The sequence below is a fragment of the Vibrio owensii genome (assembly GCF_002021755.1).
Taxonomy (GTDB): Bacteria; Pseudomonadota; Gammaproteobacteria; order Enterobacterales; family Vibrionaceae; genus Vibrio; species Vibrio owensii.
The window spans coordinates 2214600-2236414 of record NZ_CP019960.1 but is presented as its reverse complement, the minus strand read 5'-3'; the positions used below and the strand labels follow the sequence as shown (position 1 = coordinate 2236414).

Genomic DNA, 21815 nt, shown 5'->3' with positions numbered 1-21815 from the left:
TTTGCGATTTCCATAATCAAAACCACTACAGCAACAACCAATAAACAACGCCTAACAGCAACCTAACAATCTGTATTTATTCAGTTAAACACGTTCCATCGAATTTATCGAACGAGAACATCAAATTGCCCCAATTTTTTCTTTCTCTCCTCCTACCTACACTGATTTCAACGGCAAGGGAGTCACCACTCCGCATCAGAAAAATTCGAGAAAGGATAAAGTCATGAAAGCACTACTACAGAAAATCACCACTTCAAACGCAGGTTACAGCGCACTCGCACTTCGCATTCCAGTCGGCATCATCTTTATGGCGCACGGCGCACAAAAACTTTTTGGCTGGTTTGGCGGTTATGGCCTTGAAGGTACAGGTCAATGGATGGCATCGATTGGTTTAGGCCCTGGCATGTTGATGGCATTTTTAGCTGGCAGTGCAGAGTTTTTTGGCGGCTTGTTCATCTTACTTGGTCTGCTTACCCGCCCGGCAGCCGTGGCGTTAGCATTCACCATGGTGATCGCCATTTTCTCGGTCCACTTTGAAAACGGTTTATTTATGTCGAACAACGGTTACGAGTTTGGTTTAGCACTACTGGCAGCAAGCGTTTCTCTCGCTTTCTCTGGCGCAGGCAAAGCCGCATTGGATGAAGCACTTCGTCAGAAACTGGCGTAAGACGATCACTAGGAGGAGATGATTATGATTACCGTAAGACATGCAAATGACCGTGGTCGCGCGAATTTTGGTTGGCTCGACAGTAAGCACAGTTTCTCTTTCGGCAGCTACTACGATCCGCAACACATGGGCTTTTCAGAGCTACGCGTGATTAACGATGACATTGTCGAACCTAATGCAGGGTTTGATACACATGGTCACCGCGACATGGAGATCATCAGTTATGTTTTGCAAGGCGTTATCGCTCACAAAGACAGTGAAGGCAACGTAAAAACCTTGCCTGCTGGTGAATTCCAACTGATGTCGACTGGCAAAGGGATTTACCACAGTGAATACAATGCCTCAGACAGTGAAACATTGCGCTTTCTGCAAATCTGGATTCAACCAAACACGTTTGGCAATAAACCAGGTTACCAACAAAAAGACTTTGGTCAGGAAAAAGGCTTAACCACCATTGCAACACCAACTGGTGAGAATGGCACGCTGCACATTAAGCAAGATGCCACACTGCATCAGTTGATTCTCGATGCTAACTCCGAGTTAAGCTTTGCGATCGAATCAGGTCGCAACGTGTATGTTCATCAAGTGGAAGGTGAGCTTAAGGTCGACAACACCACATTGACCGGTGGTGATGGAGCGAAAGTAGAACAGCAGAGCACCATAGTGTTCCGCAATGATTCGGACAAACCAACAACCGCATTGGTGTTCGATCTGCCATAACTCTCGGTTCAGCCATTGCCTGGCTTTATAAATGCTTAAAGATTTTTGCAATCTCATATAAAAAACCCCTTGGCATCACACCAAGGGGTTTTCGTTTAAGTTTGCTCTGGATCGCAAAAGCAGAAATTACTCGTCTGCAGGAATGTCCGCAATTTGTTGCAAGCTGTACGCCGTTAACGGGTCAATCTCTTTTACGATTTCTTCAACCTGCTTAATCGCTTCTACAGACGTGCTGGCTTTGCGATAGCTCAAATAGATAGGACGGTACCAATCTTCTACGCCAGACACCTTGTGGAGCTGCCCACTTGCAATAAACGGCTCTACCAGAGACGCTGGTAGGTATGCGCTGCCACCTTTCTCTAAAACGAAGTCTAACGCGATACGAGCGGTTGAAGTGCGAAGGTAAGGCGCTGGGATTTTCGGGTGACGTTCCGCATGTTCTGAAGCGAAGCGCGTACCCCAATCAACGTAAACGTATTTCTTGTTAAACACCGTATCAAGAGAATCTTGTTCGGTAGACACCAGCACCAACACCACGTCAGCAACTTTTTTGCAGTTAAGCTCATCCGCTTTGATTTGATCGAAGGCGAAAGCCATATCGAGTGTACGTTCCAACAGGCTGCGGCTTAGCATCTCACGTCCCATGACTTCCGCCATAAAACCGTAACCACCAAACGAGTCCGTTACGACACTCAAGCAGTTTTGCAGGTAAGCATCCCAAATGTTCGGCGTACCACCCATGGTGAGCTGCAACGCTTTGCCATCTTCGAGGGATAATTCGAGTTTGGCTTGCTGCAAAGTGGTGACCATCACCTCGGCATAGCCTATTAAACGCTCACCTGCGGAGGTCAACTTTATGTTATTTCGATCACGAATAAACAACTGCGTATCGAAATAACTTTCGAGTTGTTTGATGCGTGCGCTCACTGCGGCTTGAGTAATGTACAAGTTCTCAGCAGCTCGTCCGAAGTGACGAACCTTTGCCAGCTCTAAAAATGTTCGAAAGACCTTTACATCCATAAACCATCTCCTGGTCAATATAAAACCAGATTAACAACTAATTAAAATTTTGACGACAAAAAAGTTTTGTTTTTCTTTTGTTAGCTTTGCGCCTAATTTTCGCCGTAATTCATCACATTCATCAATAACGGTTACAGAGGCTGTTGATATGTCTGACACTGAATTTCGTCATGGCAAAAAACGTTTTTACGACAACGTAAAATTCCCACGCGGCTTTGCAAAGTCTGGCGATTTTACTCTTTCGGAAGAGGAAATCCTAACAATTTATGGGGATACTATGCTTGGCCTAGAGTCAGGCGAGTTGACACCTGAGAACAGCGAAGAGAAACACTTCGTGAAAGTTCTGGAAAACCCAGGCAAAGCGAAAACTAAGATCGAGCGCACTTGGTTAAAATACACACAATTAGCTCGTGGTCGCAAACGCTTCCACACGCTAAATGGTCGTAACAAACCAGAGGCGACAGATGACTACGCAGAAGAGAGCCTAGCAGAAGACGATTAACCGACTCTGCCAAGCCTTAATGCTTGGTTAATCCCCAGAGTGTTTCATTCTGTGGAGTTGCAAAAATTTTTCTTTTCCAAAAGCCCAGAGGTGTTTCACCAAAGGGCTTTTTCATTTTTTAGTAAACCTATTTATCCGGCGAGCACTCACTTCGCCAACATGGCGACCTTCTTCAAGAAGCTGTCTTTAAGATGCTCTTGGTCATACTCCAACTGATAGGTGTTGTGGAAACCCACTTTGAGCTCCACGCCATTGCCTCTCAGAAACACGTTATAGCCGTCGTAATCAGAAAAGGCTTCTACCCCTTCATACATCTTGCCAAACTCGGTAGGCGTGCCGTTGTTCATCACACATTCGTATGCTTGCAGCACTTTGGTTGCGTCTAAGTCGTTTTTCATTGCGATTCCCTCAGCAATAAACACACTTTAAGTATGGTTAAGGAAGAAACGCCGTGCCACACCATAGATTGCGTGAGATCATAACTTCGGTATTTTTCTTCCCCTTCTCCTACGCAACTCGGTTCAATTTGGCTCGCTCATTCAGCCAAAAAACTTTTTTTCAGTCATAAATTTTAAACGCTAATCAACTAGTCTAACGCACTCTATATAAGAGGGTAATCGCAACAAGCAAACGTGAAAACTGTTGAGAAAAGCAACATTGGTTAAAGAAAAAGCAAAATTTTGACCTAAAACAATAGCAGATCGTCATTACTTATTTTATAATGCGAATTAATGTTTCAGGACATCTTAAATTCCAATAACTAGGGGCACAAAATGAGACTTATCCCGTTAGCTCAAGCAGCACAAGTAGGCAAGTGGGCAGCAGCACACATCGCTAAGCGCATCAACGACTTCAAACCAACTGCTGAGCGTCCGTTCGTTCTGGGTCTACCTACTGGTGGCACTCCTCTAGCAACTTACAAAGCATTGATCGAACTTTACCAAGCTGGTGAAGTGAGCTTCGAACACGTTGTGACTTTCAACATGGACGAGTACATCGGTATCCCTGCGGATCACCCAGAATCATACCGTTCATTCATGTACAACAACTTCTTCAACCACGTAAACATTCAAGAAGCGAACATCAACCTTCTTAACGGTAACGCGGAAGATCACGAAGCGGAATGCCAACGCTACGAAGACAAAATCAAGTCTTACGGCAAGATCAACCTATTCATGGGCGGCGTAGGTAACGACGGTCACATCGCATTTAACGAGCCAGCATCTTCTCTGTCTTCTCGCACTCGCATCAAGACACTAACTGAAGACACTCGTATCGCGAACTCTCGTTTCTTCGATGGCGACATCAACCAAGTTCCTAAGTACGCACTAACTATCGGTGTTGGCACGCTACTAGACGCTGAAGAAGTGATGATCCTAGTAACTGGTCACAACAAAGCACTTGCTCTACAAGCAGCAGTAGAAGGCAGCGTAAACCACCTATGGACGGTTTCTGCACTTCAACTACACCCTAAAGCAGTGATCGTTTGTGATGAGCCTTCACAACAAGAGCTTAAAGTGAAGACTGTTAAGTACTTCTCTGAGCTAGAAGCGGAAAACATCAAAGGTTTCTAATCCTTCGGGTAACAACCAAAGATAAACGCTGAATACACAAAACCCGTGAGTCATCACGGGTTTTTTCGTTTTTAGAGACTGGCAGGTTTGAAGGTGTAGGAATCTAAACAACCGCTAGCGAGGCGTTTAATAAGCTTGAATACCAAACTGACGCAGACGTTTTGGCAATACCTCATCGAGCTTATCTAACTCACTCGGTTCGACCTCAATGAGGTTGAAGTTATGCTGCTCGTACACCGCACGAATCTTCTCTCGCTCCACTTCTAACATCTCGCCAGTATCACTGCCCCAAAACTGCAAATAGACCTTGCCACCTGGTAGGTAGAAATCGCTTGTCACGTCTTGGTCGATCGGCAGTTGGCGCTCGTAAGCATGCACCACACCAGCCAAATACAGCCAGTTATCGATAAGCAGTTCTCCTTTAGAACGAACATAATGCCCGTCTAAAGTGCGGTGCTTAGCTTCAAACTTCTGGCGAAAACTAGAAAACGACTTATCTGTGGAGTGGGACTCGGCATCTTGTCCTAAAAACTCAATCACAGACTGCTTGAGTCGCTTGTTACGCAGCACTACGTCGTGCCACACCACAAAGGTATTCTGCGACTCTTTATCGGTTCTCTGCTGCCCACCAGCGCGGATTCCAGCTTCAGTTAAGCTCCAACCCTCTTCGGATTTGCTGATCCAGCCTAATTCACTTAACAGCTGGTTCATGCGCTTGGCGTTGAGCTTAAGCTTCTCACCTAACTGGGTTGCGCTGTAGGTTTTGCCAGACGTCGCAGCAAGCTCGATGTGCAAGTTGGTCGGCCAAACAATGAACTGTCCAAATTTAGGGTGATCAACATACTCACCACCAAACTTGGCGCCCTCTTCGGTCAAAATCCATTTCTCGTCTTGGCGAACGATGTAGCCAGCACGCTTCAGATCAGCAAACAGCAGCTTGGCTTCTATCTGACGCATTTTTGCCAGCGCCGACGTCGATATTTTTTCAGACACGATTCATGCCTCCTGCTACTGTTTCAAATAAGGTGATGACTTGGATATTAACGCATTGATTTCATTGCTTGAAGTAAGAATAGTTGGGATTTTCTATCCACAACAAAAAAGGAGCACTTAGGCTCCTTTCTCTACATCAAATTGAATCGGCTTAATTATTCGCGAGTTTGGCAAACTTGCTGTAGGTGCTGATTTTGCCGTTTATGTACTCGATACCACTGTGCACATTGTTTTCGGTGTGACCAACGATTTGGTATTCGACGATGAATTCGCCGCTGATGACTTTGATGAATAAGAAGCCGTCGCTGACCTTCCATAAACCCTGTAAGCCGCGCTCACTGAACAAGTCTTTTTCCACCAGCGTACCATTTGGTTTGAGCTCTAAAATCGATGAGAAACCGTCGACGTTCACTTTTACCCAAGGCTGTTGATGCACTTCGTAGCTGAGGATTTTGCGGCGTGTTTTCGCCCACTCGCGCAGCTCTTGCTCTTGCGCTGGGGTGAGAATTGGCAGGTCTTCCATCTCCAATAGGGTGTGATGTTTTTCGTACCAGAAAAGTTGCAGATGGAGTAATTTCATTCAGATTAACGGGGTTTCATAACGACAAAGCGCAACTTTGCGCCAACCCTGATGGTAAGTCAACCAATGAAACGAAAGAGTGCAGTTTTCACGAGGGTTAAAAACTGCACGTTCCCACGATGGGAAAACGGTGCCCAATAACGAGCACCGGAGCATGTAAGTGTTTTTGCAGTTAAGAGAGAATTATGCGGCAAACAACCTTGGTAATTCCGCATGATCACACGCTTGATTTAAGCGCTGTTGGGCGGTTTGAATGTGCGCACGCCAATGTTCATCGTGCGCCCACATCTCAATCACCAGTGGCACGACGCAGTCTGTCTCTTTGAGTGTGCGGAAGATGGCATCGAAGTTCACTTCACCATCGCCAATCACGAGATCGCGGAACTGACCTTTGTATTCCGGCGTCACACGATACGTGTCTTTAAGGTGGATTTGGGTAATGTGTGGCTTACTCAATTTCAGTTCGGTGCACACGTCATAGTTCCAACCAGAGATATTGCCTACGTCTGGATAAGCAGTGAAATACGGCGAATTCACTTCGCGATTAAGCACCTCAAACTTGCTCAATGAGTTGAGGTAATCGGTGTCCATGATTTCAACAGCAAGCATCACACCTGCGCGCTCTGCCAGTTTCGCCGCTTCCTTCATACCTTCAATAAAGCGCAAATGCGTGGCACGGTTTGCTGGCTCGTAATACACATCGTAGCCAGCCAATTGAATAGTACGGACGCCAAGTTTGTACGCCAATGCGATCGCCTTTTCCATGTGCAGCACAGCTTGCTCTCGGATCTTAGGATCCGCCGAGCCAAACGGGAACTTGCGGTGCGCGCTCAAACACATCGACTGCAGTGGCATCCCGTAGCGTTCGCACTGGTGACGCAGGGCGTAGATCGTCTCGTCGTCCCAATCTAAGCGGCTACGGCGCTCGTCTGATTCGTCAACCGAGATCTCTAGAAAGTCGAAGCCTAATTCTTTGGTCACACTGAGCTTTTCTTCCCAACTCAACTCGTTCGGCAACGCTTTCTCATACAAGCCAACACGATGACGTTGTAAGTTCTGATACATGTCGCCCCCTAGTTCCAGTAACGGTCGATTTGCGCTTTCAATGCTTCTGCAGTTTCTTGCCCTTTGTCGCCAGCCAATGCGCGACCTGCGATAAAGGTTTTCGCTTTGATACCTTCAAACAGGTAGATATCTTCTGGCACGATGCCGCCCGTGATAGAGAGCTCGATACCTAACTCAGAGAGTTGACGCATCTTGCTGATGTCAGCGTCTGTCCAACCAATCCCTGCCAACTCTGCATCGCGAGAACGGTGATAAATCGCTTGAGTGATACCAAGATCCACCCACGCTTGCGCATCTTCCATCGTCCAGTTGCCGTAGATTTCGATTTGGATTTCGCCGCTAAACTCATCCGCCACTTTCTTACACGCTTCGATGGTCGCAATGTGCGCTGCAGCTGAAACCGTAATCCAATCAGCGCCAGCTTCAAACGCCATGCGAGACAAAATCGCGCCGCCGTCAGTGGTTTTCATATCGCACACTAGAATATGGTCTGGGTGGTTCTTACGTAGCGTGGAGACAGCATTCATCCCCTCTGCGAAAGCGAGAATGGTGCCCACTTCAATCACATCGACGTAGCTGTGTACATTGCTTGCAACCGCCACGGCGTCAGTTAGGTTAGTTTGGTCTAGAGCGATTTGAATCATTGGTTTGGTCATGATGTTTATCCTTGAATTTTTTCACGTATCAGACGAGCTAAGCCGTCGTTATTGTTATCGGTTTCGCACACCAAACGGGCGCTTGAACGTACCGTCTCGTCTGCGTTATTCATGGCAACGCCTAATCCGGCGTAACGGAGCATGGAAATATCATTGTGGTTATCGCCCACGGCAATGACATGATTCGGGTGATAACCCAGCTCAGAAACGTATTCCGCCAGTCTTAAGCCTTTGCTGTTGCCTTTTGCTGCGAAGTCTATGCGATTCGACCACGAGCGTTCGCCGTTGAATTTCTCTTTCACCCATGGGTTTTCAATCAAGCGTTCTACCGAGCTTGGTAAACCTTCCACTACGAATTTCCACACGAACTCGGTATTGCGCACTTCTTCGCTGAACGAGTCGATTTTGTAGATCTTCGGTTGAAGATGCTCTGGCGCGGTTTTCGCCCACTTTTCCAACGCTTCCATGTAGTGAATTGGGTTGTAGTTTGAGTACGTCATGGCATCAGTTACGTACATCACCATCTTGACCTGAAACTCCTTCGCCAAGGCGATGAACGTCAGTGCATCTTCCTTATCGATGGAGTTGTGCTTGAGTACACGGTCATTGTGGTAGTCATAAACATAAGTGCCGTTGCAGCAGATGATAGGCGTGGTAAGACCCAACTCATCGTAATACGGACGTGCCGCAGTGTGATGGCGTCCGGTGACAATCACCACGTGACACTTCTGCTGCGCTTCTTGAATCGCTTTTTTCACCTCTGGGTGAATGCTGTGGTCATCGGTGAGGACGGTTCCGTCTAAATCTAAAGCAAGCACTTTGTACATGTCGTTACCTCTGCCCGTAGTAGGCGTTTTCACCGTGCTTACGCAGGTAGTGTTTGTCTGAAAGCTCAGGCTGGATCTTGATGCCGCTGTTGAGTGAACGCGTTGCTAATGCCATGGCAGAAATCTCTTCCAATACCACTGCGTTGTGCACAGCATCATCGGCGTTGGTTCCCCAAGAGAAAGGCGCATGCCCTGCTACAATCACGCTTGGCACTGCCACTGGGTCGATGCGGCGTTGACGAAACTCTTCCACTATCACTAAGCCAGTGTTCTTCTCGTACTCTTCGGCAATTTCGCGTTGTGAGAGCTTACGAGTACACGGAATGTCGCCGTAGAAGTAATCGGCATGAGTCGTGCCTAGTGCTGGAATATCAATCCCCGCTTGCGCCCAAATCGTTGCGCTGCGTGAGTGGGTGTGCACCACGCCACCCACTTGTGGGAACGCTTTGTAGATCTCAATGTGGGTCGCGGTATCGCTGGATGGATTCATATTGCCTTCCACCACATTGCCGTCTAAATCGACCACCACAATGTGCTCAGCGCGCATGCCATCGTATTCCACCCCTGATGGTTTAATCGCAATCACGCCGCGCTCGCGGTCAATCTCAGACACGTTGCCCCAAGTGAAGGTCACTAAGCCGTATTTCGGCAGTTTAAGGTTGGCTTCGAGCACACGTTGTTTCAGTTCGCTGTACATGATTTCTCCTTAGGCGGTGACAGCCAGAGCTTCATCAATCACGTTGAATACATCGGTTTTGCTGCGGCAACGGCGAAGCTTGTCCAAATCCACGCCCGTTTCACTGTCTTCATCATCCAACACTTGGGTCACTTCCATCAGACCTTCCATGTGCTCGTCTGAAGAGCTACCTGCTAGCGTGATTAGCACATCAACTGGCTCGTCTTCGCCTTCAAAGTAGATTGGCTCTTCTAGCGTAACCAGTGCGAAAGCAGTTCGAATCACGCCGTTTTCTGGTCTTGCGTGTGGCAGTGCCAAGTTAGGCGCGATGCAGATGTAAGGACCCAACTCTTCCACGCTGCTGATAATGGCGTCGTGGTAAGAAGGCTGAATCGCACCAGAGGCAATCAACATGTCCGTACCAATCTTGATGGCTTCACGCCAGTTAGACGCTTTTGCTTGCAGTTTGATTGAGTTGTTGTCGATCAGTGATTGTTTTAATCCCATTGTTCTATCTCCAGTTTGGGTGCCGTGACTTTGGCTTTTCGAAGCCCGGCACCACTGTTGTTATCCGCTGTTTGTTATTGGTTTCTTATCTCTTCATTGAGAGAAGTATTTGGTCATGTTGTTTTATTTTGCTGGTACAAAGTTTTTATTGATGATGTCGAGTAGCTCGTCCCCGAAGGAGTTAGGGTTAAGCATGTTTTGCACCCCGAGTACAAACTTGCCTTCGCCTGGTTCCATCTCCGCAGACAGGTGCTTCGACGATACGATGATGTCCGTGCTCGCAAGCTTCGACTTGTAGTCCGACACTGCGCATGAGTCCATCACGTGAGGAATGCCTTTCTTCTCTAAGTATTTGCCGATCTTCATTTTCATCATCATCGATGAACCTTGACCGTTACCACATACCGCGAGGATGCTTACTGGGCGCAGACCGTCACTCGCTTTGATTGCTTGCTCTACCGCTTCAATCACTTCTGGCTCTTCACTGATTTCTACTGTGCCTTGCGCGTCTTCTTCTGCACGTAGCTTGCGAGAAGCGAAGAACATGTAAACCAGAGACAGACCAACAAGAACGAAGAAGAACATTTTCGATGCAGACAGACCTTGCATGATTGGTGGGAATACAAGCGCCCAGTCCGCCATGCCCATCCAGCCGTTGAACTCCGTACCGTGTTGGCTAAATAGGTGGATAGCCCAAGCAGAACCTAGAACCTCGATGATGCCCATCACGAAACAGATCTTCATCACCGCTTTCCAGCCACCGAAGTGGTTAGCAAATACGCCGATGGTCGCGTTAGAGAAGAACATTGGAATGAAGCCAGGGATGATCATGATTGGCGCATCGAATGCCAGCATTGCCAGTACTGCCGCGAATTGACCCAGCGCACCCCACATGAAACCAAATACCATTGCGTTTGGAGAGAATGCGTAGATAGCCGCACAGTCAATCGCCAATACCGCATTTGGAATCACGCGCTCAGAGATGCCTTTGAACGCCTCAGACAGCTCAGCAACGAACATACGTACACCGGCAACAATCACCTGAATCGCAACAGCGAATTTCAGACCCGTTTCTAAGATGTAGATAGTCCAGTGTGTGGTGCCCGCCATTTCTTGAAGGTTATCAAGACCGAATGAAAGCAGAATGATGCCGAAGAACACCGTCATCACGATCGCCGTTGCTGCGATGCTGTCGTGGAAGATATGTAGCCATTTAGGCAGCTCTAGGTGGTCAACGCTGTCGTTCTTATCACCCAGTTTTGGTGCTACTTTTGTTGCAATCCAAGACGCGACCTGTTGTTGGTGACCAATAGAGAATCCCGCCCCGCCGGTGACTTCTTCAGTTGGCTTGAACATGATGTTGGAGGAGATACCCCAGTACAGCGCCATTAACACCGCAGAGTAAATGATGGTTTCCCACATGCTTGCGCCAAGCACAAAGTAGAACACGGCAATCAGACCTGCTTGCTGGAACATGATGTGACCAGTCAGCATGATGGTGCGGATACCTGTGTAGCGGCGGAACAGTACCAAGAGGATGTTGATACCTAATGCCAATAGAACGGCGTAACCCACCCAGGAGTAGTTATCGCCCATTGCTTCCATGGTAGACATCATGGAGGTGTAAGGGTCAATGACCGAGCCGGTTAACCCGTGGTATTCGGAAAGTTTGGAAATCACAGGTTTGAAGCCAGCAACTAAGGTGCCCGCACCCACTTGAACCAGCATGAAACCCACGATCGTTTTGATGGAACCTTTAATGATGGTGGTGGCGTCTCTTCTCAGCAACCAATAGCCAATGCATGTTACCAAACCCAGTAGTAGTGGGGCTTTGGTCATAACTTGGCTGTAAAAAATATAGAAGATGTCGTACAAGAACTCCATATCTTTACCCCTAGAGTGTTTTTTATTTGTAATCGTATGTAGGTCAGAGTGATTCCATCTGATGTCGCAGAATCTACTCAGTTTTTGCTCACGAAATAAACTCTAACAATCAAAAGTAATCACGCAATGCTCATTTGTGATTATTTTGATATTTATCAATTTTGCCCTCCAAAAAACCCTACAAATGGTAAGCGGATCACACACAAAAATTGAATTGCCAATAAATACAATAACTTATAAATTCTTGTGATGAAGTTCAGATTTTCATCAGTCTTGAATTTGACAATCAAGAGCGTGATTAATAGAATCAAAACAAATCACAAGTAATCACCAAATAATCACTAGATACACATTTCGGTGAATTTGAATCAAATAGGGTGATGGGTATGAATGAAGTACAAAGACACAATGGCATTCTGTCTTTATTAGAAGAAAATCAGACGATTAACGTCTCACACATTATTGAGAGCTTTAACGTCTCTCCAGCGACGGCTCGCCGTGATATCTCTAAGCTGGATGAACTAGGAAAACTACGCAAAGTACGCAACGGCGCAGAACGCGTCGAAGCAGAAAAGAAAAAATGGTCACCGCTGAACATCAACAGCACTGAGCATTACGAAGAAAAATCCTTGATTGCGATGCAAGCCGCTGAGCTTTGTCAGCCTGGCGACAGCGTGGTCATCAACTGCGGTTCAACCGCTTTCCTACTTGGGCAGAAGCTATGTGGACAAGACGTGCAGATCGTCACCAACTACTTCCCATTGGCAAGCTACCTGATCAATGAAGACCATGACGATGTGATCATCATTGGCGGTCAATACAACCGTTCACAAAAATTGTTCTTAAATCCGGCGCCCAACTCGCTTGGCAGTTACGCAGGCAATTGGATGTTCACTTCGGGTAAAGGGTTAACCGAAGCCGGACTCTACAAGGCTGACATGTTAACTGCGGTGGCAGAGCAGCAAATGCTTGAGCAAATCGACAAGCTCGTCGTCGTGGTAGACAGCTCCAAAGTGGGCCACAGAACAGGCATGTTGTTCTGTCCTACCGAGAAAATCGACATTCTGATCACAGGCAAAAACGCCAACCCAGAAGTCATCAAAGCGATAGAAGCAAAAGGGACACAGGTCATTCTGGTTTAACGCGCCCTAGCCTCTTTCTCAAATAAATAAAAATAATTCAGCTCAGTGCCTTAACCACAAATTAAGGCGCTCGGCTCCCTACATCCCAAATTTAATAAAAATTGTGAAACAAAAAGGTGTTGCTATGAGTAAAGTAAATGAAATCACTCGTGAATCTTGGATCCTAAATACATTCCCTGAGTGGGGTACCTGGTTAAACGAAGAGATCGAAAATACGGTGGTAGAACCAAATACATTCTCGATGTGGTGGCTAGGTTGTACAGGTATCTGGTTGAAGAGTGAGGGCAACACCAACATCTCTATCGACTTTTGGTGTGGTACGGGCAAAAAGACACAAAAGAATGCCTTCATGAAGAACCAGCACCAAATGATGCGTATGGGCGGTGTCGAAGCACTGCAACCAAACCTACGTACTGCTATCTTCCCGCTTGACCCGTTTGCTATCAAAGAGATCGACGCTGTGATGGCATCCCATGACCATGCTGACCATATCGACGTTAACGTCGCGGCAGCGGTACTGCAAAACTGTGGTGACCACGTGAAGTTCATCGGTCCACAAGCGTGTGTCGATTTATGGATGGGTTGGGGCGTGCCAGAAGAGCGTTGTGTTGTCGCGAAAGTGGGCGATGTACTTGAGGTCGGCGACATGAAGATCCGTGTTCTGGATTCATTCGACCGTACTGCACTTGTCACGCTGCCCGAAGGCACTTCATCTTACGATAAAGAAATCCTCGACGGCATGGACAAACGCGCGGTGAACTACCTGATTGAAACTTCAGGCGGCTCGGTTTACCACTCTGGTGATTCACACTACTCGAACTACTACGCCGCTCACGGCAACGAATATCAAATCGACGTGGCACTGTTGTCATTCGGTGAAAACCCACGCGGCGTAACTGACAAGATGACGTCTTCTGACATCCTACGCGCAGCAGAATCATTGAATTGTGATGTCGTGATGCCATTCCACCACGATATTTGGGCGAACTTCCAAAACGACCCACGCGAAATCGAAGTGTTGTGGAACATGAAGAAAGACCGTCTGCAATACAAGTTCGCACCGTTCTTCTGGCAAGTTGGGGGCAAATACACCTTCCCAACCGATAAAGGTCGCATGCACTACCAACACTTCCGTGGCTTTAGCGACATCTTCAAAAACGAACCAGAACTGCCATACAAAGCATTCTTGTAATTCCGTCGCAACGTCCGTTTGGCAGGAATAAAAAAAGCCCGTCGCGATGATGGATGCGACGGGCAATTAGCTAGAGTCTTATAAGGAGAAAAGGAAATTACTGATGATAAATGTCCGACGATTTCGCATCAGTAGCGTCCTAAACAAACCGAATATTAGTCATTGATAAATTTAAAGAACATGGCTCATTCCAGTAATCTAAATTGTTGATGCCTAGTTCTTCAGAGGCGTCTAAAATCTACGACTTTTAATCTTAGAAGCTAATATACCAATTCACGGTCAGTTAGAACGATCTTTGCACCAAACTGAGTGCTTCTTTGCTTGTCAGTAACACACTCGTGTCGATTTTCATAAGACAGCGCTCATAACGTCGACGGCCTATCTTAATCCCACCTTTTTCTACCTGATTCTTCGCTGAAACTATCTCAAAGCCTATATCCGTCAAAAAAGGCACCATAGATTCTATAATCACATTGGCATAAAGGTGGGTAATGTTGCTATGTCTTGCTAAAAACTTGATCTGTTGTGTCCAGTTGTACCTAAACAGCGCGCTGCTGGTCACAATACCACTTGCCCATAAGAGACTCATTGGTTCACTTTTCTTGTAACTTGTAGAGTTCCTCATATCGATATCACAACCGTTATCTCTGATTTGGTTTTCCAACACCTCTTGATTAAAGAAAAAAGCCATACTGTAGCCTAAAATATTTTCTGGCTCAGAAGCATAATAAAACCGATAGCCATGAAGCTTGTTTTCTTCTTGATAAAGATATAAATCCAAACTGAACAATGCTAATCGGTCTTGGTTAAACCGGCTGTGGTAATCACGAATCTTGATAAGCATTGCATCATTGACTTGAAGAAAAACCTTATCATGCTCTATCACTTCGTCTTCTTGGGGTACATTCAAGTTAAAAGCAGCCAGCGTTGACTGAAGGATGTTTGAATGAAAACGTTCATACACAAATTCATCTAAAGATCGCGAAGACACTGATTGTGACTGTGCTAAATATTTAAGGAACAAGCTCAGGTCTTCATTCAAAGAACGTAGTACCCTGATCGCTTTGGCATTATTGGGGGCCGTTGTGCCTCTCTCCCAGCGACTGATGGTCACCAAGTCAAGTTGGCGAAACTCCTCGTTCGCATTGGCAAGCTTAAGTGCCAAGTCCTTTTGCGTTAAGTTATTCCTTTCACGAACCTCTTTGAGAATCTCTCCAAACATCCTTATCTACCTATGTTCCGTCTCTGATTACATTATAGATAAGAATTTGGATCTTACTGTTAGTTGATACCTTTATTATTCTCTAAGCCTAACTGCCTAATCACTTAAAGATAATCAGCAATTAAGCTCAATGCTTCCTTGCTGGTCAGTAACACACTCGTATCTATCTTCATCAAACACCGTTCATAACGTCTTCTGCCTATTTTTATTCCACCGACTTTGACTGGATTTTTAGTCGCAACAACTTCAAATCCAATACTCAATAGAAAGGGAACGACTGTCTCAGTCACTACGCTAACGTAGAGGCTTTCAATATTACTGTGGGTCGATAAAAATTGAAGTTGCTGTATCCAGTTATATTTAAAGACCTCTCCGCTTGTGATCATTACGCTTGCCATATACAAAGAAAAACGCCCACTATCCTTATACTTTACTGATTTTTTTAAGTCTATATCACAACCTTTAAGCCTAATCTCATTCTCGATAGATTCTGTACTTAGAATAAATGAAATAGTGCTGCCTATGATAACATCGGGTTGTGAAGCTTCATAAAAACGATAGCCATGCAGTTTCCTTTCTTCGTGATACAAATATAAATCAATATTAATAAGATCTAGTCTGTCTTGATCAAACAAACTATGATAGTCAAATATCTTAATTAAGACCGGATCATTAACCTTTTTGATAATTTCATCATGGAAAATTTCATTTTTATCTGTTGGTACTTGCAAACCAAATGCCGCCAAAGTCAATTGAATAACATTTGTTCCATAGCGAAGTTGAATGAACTCATCTAGAGACTTCGATGGAACAAGATCATGAGTTAAAAGGCTTAAAAATGGTCTCACATCATTGGTCAAACAACGGATTACTCGCAATGCCTTTGCATTGTTAGGCGTCGTAGTGCCTCTTTCCCAGCGACTTATCGTTACTAAATCTATCTGACTAAACTCTTCACTTTCTAGAGAGAGCTTTGCAGCTAAATCTTTTTGGGTATATTTAAATATTTTCCTAATATCTTTCAGCAATTGACCAAACATCTTCTTTAAGCTCCCTGCCTTAAAATTGTTAAATTTAACAAACTCAATATAACCATAATGAAAACTATGCTTATAACTTCAACAATCGTTAGAAAACTAACAATATTAGTTTAATAAATAGAAAAACGATATATTGAAATTTAAGAACTGACTAGAGCACAATGCTAAAAAATAACCACTTCATGACAATATCTATAACATCATTAATCAACAACTAGTTTTAAAAATAATCAAATGAAATAGTTGCTTTGGCGGATACAGTTCCTGGTGTAATTGTTGATGAACTCTGTATATACCTAGCATCAAAAGGAATAATAAAATCAACTCCTGTACCATTAGTTTCTTCAGTCACAAAAAACTGATTTGATACCCCGAAACTAATCGGCTGGTTTCCATATAACATTTGTATTCCAACGCCACTAGCAGTTGATGTTTCATCAAGAGACAAAATATCGCTTGTATTACCAAGCTCATTTGAGTCCGTAACATGAGCATAAACTGTAACGTTCGCATCACAATTCAACTCAACTGTAAAAGGCGTAGATCCAGTCGTTGAACCAACTCCTGAAAAGTTTGTTATTTGTGTATTAGGAAGCATTACTGTTTGATCGACACTCTCAACACCAATTGAGCATGTTGGCGTAACCACTGCATCTATATTTCTAATCGTCAACTGGATACGATTTGATCCCCAAGAAGGGGTGGATGAATACGCACCATGTTGCTGAAAGCTAAAAAAAGCCAAATTACTGTATGGTGGAATATTCACTTCTGATGTAGGTGCTGAAACACGCTTAAATATGATCATGCCGTGCGCCGGACTTGTTTTATTGCTTTCGTACACATATAAAGGACACACAGAGCCAGTAATAGGCCATATGCATCGATATAACGCCTCTTCCGCGGTATAATCAACACCTCCATACCGATACATCATCTGCAACCCAGTTCCATTTAAGATGGCTTCATTTCGCGCGGCATCAATCCTCAGATAATCTAGATGGTGAGCTGCACCACCACCAGTACATGTATGTTTTGAAAAATCTGAAACGACCTCATAATCACCGATATTACTCAAGCTCGATAGATTCACATCAACATTGCGCAAGCCAAATGAGCCAAAACTACACGAAAATGCATGAGTCGGTTCACTTTTCAATCCAAGAAATAAAAACGCAATTAATGATAAAATAGAGAAATTTCTAGTCATCATCATTTTCCTTAATTTCTACTCGTCGATTACTCGCCCGACCAGTAGCTGTACTATTTGTTGCAATCGGTCTACTTTCCCCCATACCCAATGCTATAATCCGGCTTTTATCAATGCCTCGTAAAGTAATTAATTCCGCAACATTTTCAGCACGTGATTGTGACAAAGCCCTATTGTAATTTTCGCTTCCCGTAGCATCAGTATGCCCAATGACTTTTACTTCGACCTCAGGATACAGTTTTAAATTATCAGCCAGTAAATCTAGTTGTTCATCAAGAAAACGGTTTTTTATTACCTCACTACTGTCATGATCAAAGTACACATTTTCTAGTGTCATATTAAACTCTCCAGTTTGTGGTAAGGGCGTTAAATCATTGCTTTCTACTTGCTCAGGCTCAATAGATACTCGGGTGAAAGGATGACCTTTAAAGTGATACGTTAATCCAATCATGTAAGACTGATAATCATCTTTATAGACACGGTTACTGCCTACGTTATACAGATAGTTATAGCCAAGATTAAGATGTACCTGTGGTGTTAATAAGTAATTAAAGCCGACCTCAAGCAAAGGACTAAAGCCATAATCACTTGTATTTTCAAGTGATGTTCCATCATTTTCATCAACCATCCAGTAACCTAGACCGCCTTTAAAATACGTACTAAATCGCTGAGAAAAATACATATCATAACGCAAGTTTCCTTCAAAAACCCCTAAGTTATTAATACTTCCTCGCGATGATTCAGAAATATATTTATACCCTAAATCCCAACTAAAACTTTCATTTAATTGCATGCCGATTGATGTTCTAAACGAACCGAAATTATTATCAGATGAAGAGCTTGTTAGCCCCCCTTGCGCTCCTATAAACAAGTGAGGAAAAACACTTTCATCCTTCCCCCCCACATTAGCCATTGAATGGAAAGATAAAAAAGCCATTGAGATAACGGAACAATTCTGCATTATAATCTTCATAATCTTCCTTTAATAAGAATTAATTCTGCTTTTCATCTTGCTACTGGCAAATCTCATTGAGAGAAATGAATTCGTAAGAATTAACTTGTTCATCTGATAGTTCATATTGAATAAAGCAATGACCGCTTGACCAAGATACTCCTAACTTTCCTTTTTGATTCGGGATACGTACGAATATTTTACTGTCTTGCCCAACGTTACCAATTAGGTTGTTATTTTCATCAACAACTTTTGCACCAAAAGGAATTGCTTCTCCCGAGAAGGAGGTGTTTATGAGGATAGGTAAACCAAACTTTGTATCAAACTTAACCTTTACAATTGCTTTATCATAAGGCACAACCCTCTCGCTCGATTGCAATAATTCGATACTTAGAGGTGCGTCTTCTAGACTAACCCCTATTCTATTTGATGAATACGGCTGCAAATTTGGCACAACCGCGTAACCGTTGCCATCAATTTTTACTTGTTGATAACCAGATATCGTTGCATTTTTAGCACCTTGTGCCTCAATTATACCAAAGTTGTCACCGGTAAACGGGGACAGCGTAATTCCACCTTCATGCCCAACAATTGCCCCCGAAATAGATAGGCTCTTATTGCTGTATGACTCTCCTCGACTATAGCTAGCAGAGATTGTAGCAACAGGTGCAACATAACCAGTATTAATATCAAATGATGTACCATCTGATTCACTGTCACGAGTAATGCTCATTCCGTAGTTAAACTCAGAATCATCACCGACTACGTCTGAGATACTAATCTGCTGGCTGTTACGACTATCATCAGAATAAAAGTTCGCTCTAAGATTCGGCGGCGACCGCTCTTCAATAAAACCTAGAGGCAACGAAAAATTCAGACCAAAAGAAGTTTGAAAATCGCCATTTTCATCTTCTGTACGACTGATGTTTGCTCCCCAGCTTACTGTTCGGAATTGATTAGAGTAAACAAGTTGATATTGTCGTCGGTAATCTTCGTCGTTCCAATAATTTTCAAAAGAACCAGAAACCTGAACTTGCCCCAAATCATCAAGCAGTTCTTGGCTACCAGTAAAAATAAAGCGGTTCTTTGAGTCAAACAAACTATCAACAGGTCGTCCTCTTAAGATATTGTCTCTTGTTTTCATTGCCTCTTGATAGCTAAAGTATCCTTCAGTGTTGTATCGGTAAGCACCTATGGAAATACTACTGCCTGTTGATGTAATACTCTTACTATATTGTGCTTCATAACTCTGACCTTGGCTGTCTTCATACTCCCCCAACAATTGAGTATTGGCATGAGTAGCATCTAACGAAAACGCACCTAAGGACGTCCCAATTGCAACGCCCATTTTTGTTGCAAGATAATCCTGATTTCCTCTTAAGCCTCCGTATAGAGTGATCGCATTTGCAACTCCTCTTTCGTACGTAGCTTCAAGTATTAAAGGTTTCTCTAGTAATGACTCATCATAATACTGGCCTGCAACCAGAGAATACTCATGTGTGCCAGGCCTCAGCAAACGTGATGATGATTCATACGGCACTGAGAACTTTTGTTCTGTCCCATCCGCCTCATGGATGACAACTTCCAAAAAACCGCCAAAACCTGATGGATACAAATCGTCAATAACGAACTCACCTGGACTCACAACAGTCTCGTAAATCAAACTATCATTTTGACTAACTGTTACTCTGGCATTTGTTCTGGCTACACCAAATATTTGTGGTGCATAGCCTCTTTGGGAGCGAGGAAGCATGAGCGACTCACTTCTCAATTGAGTTCCCAGTGTAGGCAAAGTATCAAACAGTCTACCTTCCGTATTTGACAACCCTATAATTGCTTTGCTTTTTATATCCGTGATTGGTTTTTCTATAAAACTGTTAATGTGAGAATATTCGGTTTCTCCTGTCGACATCCAAGATGCAGACCCTTTGTGCCTAAAATACCAAGAACCGATATTGATTCCAGCATTAAAATAGGAGCTCACTGTTTGCGTCTCACCATTATTAGAATCAAATCCCGAAACATTGTAAGATAAGTAAGCCGCATTAACACCTTCATCCCAAAGTTCCGGGGAAATGTAATCTCTAGGTAAATTTTTTAGATATATTTGTGGTATATAGATATTTAGTTTTGATGAAGATAAGTTATATTCCATGGTGCCACTTTTCAGGTAGATTTTACCTAAATAGAAGCAACGGTTATTCTTATCCAGATATGATAAAAACTCTTTGGGTAGTGATAGAAAATCGATCCCAAGAGCTTCTCCTACTGGTTCAAGAAAGCATAGCCTCTGTTTCTCATCAACACGAACGGAAACTTCTTGAATAAAGTCATCGTTAAGATACATTGATGGGTTATATTCACCCGGAGGAACATACCCTTTATATGAAAACTGTTCTATGTCGATATCACGTACTCGAAGAAAGGAAGAATCAAACTCAAACATTTCTTCAGCATCTGTAGCGTAAGGGAATAAAATTAACAAAGACCATAGAGTAATCACGCTACTCTTAACATGGTACTTTAATTCTAAGAAAAATAGCTTATTTAAAGATATACTCGACATTTGCCATTCCACCAAAGTCATTGATGTAGAATAATTCAGCTTTTCTATAATTATCAAAGTTAACATCTTCTTCGAACTCAAATAATGCTGAACTTTTCGGTGAAATCATTTTGCTTTCTGATCTAAATTTACTTATAGAGTTTTCTAGTAAAATATGAGCGATAGATATATGGAATTCTGATGGGTTTGTTACTAATAACCCTCTATCACTTTTCGTAACCACTAATTTTTGTGGTACGTCCAGTAGGCGCTCATCACTCAAACCTTGAGGTCGATAAAAAAGCTTAATTCTTGTTCTAAATGCAATTTGTAATTGGTTGTTATCCTCATTACTCTTGACTTTTGGCGGAGCAGCGAGGACATTCAGCCAAAAAACTGATTCAATATCTCTTGACAACACTTTTTCCGTGTCATTAAGGAATATTCTCAATAAAGCACCCTCACCAGCCTCAATACGAGAGATCGGTGGTGATGTAACGAACGGAACTGAGACACCTGTAGGTAAAGAATCGGCATTTCCAATATCAATCCAGTTTTGTATCAAGAACGGCTTATCACCGTTATTTTTCAACTGCACTTGGACTTCTCTTTTCCCCTCATTATAGATTACCCTCGTAGAACCAATAACCACACTTGAAGCTGCATACGAGGTATAGAAACAACTTAAAAACAACAATAAGTGACGAAAAACAATAAGCATAATAAGCCCAACAGCTAGCAAGTGGATTAAATTTAAATTAACCTTCCCTACAACAATAACTTTATAGCACTAGAATATATCTAATCCGCTGTGCTATGTATTTTTTAGTTGTATTCAATT

At 43.8% G+C, this 21815-nt stretch carries 22 protein-coding genes; 6 read left to right on the top strand and 16 right to left on the bottom strand.

The window, feature by feature from the left end:
• The first annotated feature begins 223 nt into the window (after positions 1–223).
• Both A9237_RS26500 and A9237_RS26495 read left to right on the top strand, forming a co-directional pair.
• The gene (locus A9237_RS26500; protein ID WP_038895002.1) at positions 224–667 is read left to right on the top strand and encodes a DoxX family protein; all 444 of its coding nucleotides are present in this window, start codon (positions 224–226) and stop codon (positions 665–667) included.
• A gap of 24 nt (positions 668–691) precedes the next feature.
• Positions 692–1387: a pirin family protein gene (locus tag A9237_RS26495; RefSeq protein ID WP_078610177.1), complete on the top strand. Its 696-nt coding sequence runs from the start codon at positions 692–694 to the stop codon at positions 1385–1387.
• A 126-nt stretch (positions 1388–1513) separates the two neighbouring features.
• Here the strand turns inward: A9237_RS26495 and A9237_RS26490 are convergent, their stop codons facing one another.
• On the bottom strand, positions 1514–2407 hold the full coding sequence (locus A9237_RS26490) for a LysR family transcriptional regulator (RefSeq protein WP_009696587.1): 894 nt from the start codon (positions 2405–2407) through the stop codon (positions 1514–1516).
• A 148-nt stretch (positions 2408–2555) separates the two neighbouring features.
• Between A9237_RS26490 and A9237_RS26485 the strand changes: the two genes are divergently transcribed.
• Complete coding sequence (locus A9237_RS26485) at positions 2556–2909, top strand: MaoP family protein (protein ID WP_009696586.1); 354 nt, start codon at positions 2556–2558, stop codon at positions 2907–2909.
• 146 nt (positions 2910–3055) lie between these two features.
• Here the strand turns inward: A9237_RS26485 and A9237_RS26480 are convergent, their stop codons facing one another.
• Positions 3056–3307 (bottom strand): DUF3081 domain-containing protein, encoded by a 252-nt coding sequence (locus A9237_RS26480; protein ID WP_009706732.1) that lies wholly within the window; start codon positions 3305–3307, stop codon positions 3056–3058.
• A gap of 375 nt (positions 3308–3682) precedes the next feature.
• On the opposite strand from A9237_RS26480, the gene nagB reads away from it, so the two are divergent.
• The gene (gene nagB / locus A9237_RS26475; protein ID WP_005448902.1) at positions 3683–4483 is read left to right on the top strand and encodes a glucosamine-6-phosphate deaminase; all 801 of its coding nucleotides are present in this window, start codon (positions 3683–3685) and stop codon (positions 4481–4483) included.
• Positions 4484–4609: 126 nt separating this feature from the next.
• On the opposite strand, the gene A9237_RS26470 is transcribed toward nagB, so the two are convergent.
• The 8 genes from A9237_RS26470 to A9237_RS26435 form a co-directional block, all read right to left on the bottom strand.
• Positions 4610–5476 (bottom strand): glycerol kinase, encoded by an 867-nt coding sequence (locus A9237_RS26470; RefSeq protein WP_017818333.1) that lies wholly within the window; start codon positions 5474–5476, stop codon positions 4610–4612.
• Positions 5477–5627: 151 nt separating this feature from the next.
• Positions 5628–6056 (bottom strand): hypothetical protein, encoded by a 429-nt coding sequence (locus A9237_RS26465; RefSeq protein WP_005434695.1) that lies wholly within the window; start codon positions 6054–6056, stop codon positions 5628–5630.
• A gap of 183 nt (positions 6057–6239) precedes the next feature.
• A complete protein-coding gene (locus A9237_RS26460; protein WP_005448899.1) occupies positions 6240–7121 on the bottom strand; it encodes an L-ribulose-5-phosphate 3-epimerase in 882 nt (293 codons plus the stop codon).
• Between the two features lie 8 nt (positions 7122–7129).
• A complete protein-coding gene (locus A9237_RS26455; protein WP_005434690.1) occupies positions 7130–7777 on the bottom strand; it encodes a 3-keto-L-gulonate-6-phosphate decarboxylase UlaD in 648 nt (215 codons plus the stop codon).
• A 5-nt stretch (positions 7778–7782) separates the two neighbouring features.
• A complete protein-coding gene (locus A9237_RS26450; RefSeq protein ID WP_005434688.1) occupies positions 7783–8604 on the bottom strand; it encodes a Cof-type HAD-IIB family hydrolase in 822 nt (273 codons plus the stop codon).
• Positions 8605–8608: 4 nt separating this feature from the next.
• Positions 8609–9301 carry an L-ribulose-5-phosphate 4-epimerase gene (locus A9237_RS26445; protein ID WP_054756576.1) on the bottom strand — a complete coding sequence of 231 codons (693 nt, stop codon included), beginning with the start codon at positions 9299–9301 and terminating at the stop codon, positions 8609–8611.
• Positions 9302–9310: 9 nt separating this feature from the next.
• A complete protein-coding gene (locus A9237_RS26440) occupies positions 9311–9787 on the bottom strand; it encodes a PTS sugar transporter subunit IIA (protein WP_009702554.1) in 477 nt (158 codons plus the stop codon).
• Positions 9788–9910: 123 nt separating this feature from the next.
• Complete coding sequence (locus A9237_RS26435; RefSeq protein WP_005434683.1) at positions 9911–11671, bottom strand: PTS ascorbate-specific subunit IIBC; 1761 nt, start codon at positions 11669–11671, stop codon at positions 9911–9913.
• Between the two features lie 386 nt (positions 11672–12057).
• On the opposite strand from A9237_RS26435, the gene ulaR reads away from it, so the two are divergent.
• Together ulaR and ulaG are read left to right on the top strand one after the other, a co-directional pair.
• Positions 12058–12813, top strand: a complete 756-nt coding sequence (gene ulaR / locus A9237_RS26430; protein WP_005448893.1) for an HTH-type transcriptional regulator UlaR — start codon at positions 12058–12060, stop codon at positions 12811–12813.
• Between the two features lie 124 nt (positions 12814–12937).
• Positions 12938–14005 carry an L-ascorbate 6-phosphate lactonase gene (ulaG, locus tag A9237_RS26425; protein WP_005448892.1) on the top strand — a complete coding sequence of 356 codons (1068 nt, stop codon included), beginning with the start codon at positions 12938–12940 and terminating at the stop codon, positions 14003–14005.
• A gap of 283 nt (positions 14006–14288) precedes the next feature.
• Here the strand turns inward: ulaG and A9237_RS26420 are convergent, their stop codons facing one another.
• From A9237_RS26420 to A9237_RS26395, 6 genes are all read right to left on the bottom strand, one after another.
• On the bottom strand, positions 14289–15227 hold the full coding sequence (locus tag A9237_RS26420; protein ID WP_078610176.1) for a helix-turn-helix domain-containing protein: 939 nt from the start codon (positions 15225–15227) through the stop codon (positions 14289–14291).
• Positions 15228–15331: 104 nt separating this feature from the next.
• A complete protein-coding gene (locus A9237_RS26415) occupies positions 15332–16267 on the bottom strand; it encodes a helix-turn-helix domain-containing protein (protein ID WP_078610175.1) in 936 nt (311 codons plus the stop codon).
• A gap of 220 nt (positions 16268–16487) precedes the next feature.
• Entirely contained in the window at positions 16488–17483 is a 996-nt protein-coding gene (locus A9237_RS26410; protein ID WP_078610174.1) for a fimbrial protein, read from the bottom strand.
• Entirely contained in the window at positions 17470–18450 is a 981-nt protein-coding gene (locus A9237_RS26405) for an OmpA family protein (protein ID WP_078610173.1), read from the bottom strand. The genes A9237_RS26410 and A9237_RS26405 overlap by 14 nt, the downstream gene beginning before the upstream one ends.
• A gap of 40 nt (positions 18451–18490) precedes the next feature.
• Positions 18491–20995, bottom strand: a complete 2505-nt coding sequence (locus tag A9237_RS26400; RefSeq protein WP_167371698.1) for a fimbria/pilus outer membrane usher protein — start codon at positions 20993–20995, stop codon at positions 18491–18493.
• The gene (locus A9237_RS26395) at positions 20973–21572 is read right to left on the bottom strand and encodes a fimbrial biogenesis chaperone (protein ID WP_237358448.1); all 600 of its coding nucleotides are present in this window, start codon (positions 21570–21572) and stop codon (positions 20973–20975) included. Before A9237_RS26395 ends, A9237_RS26400 begins: the two co-directional genes overlap by 23 nt.
• Positions 21573–21815 lie beyond the last annotated feature (243 nt).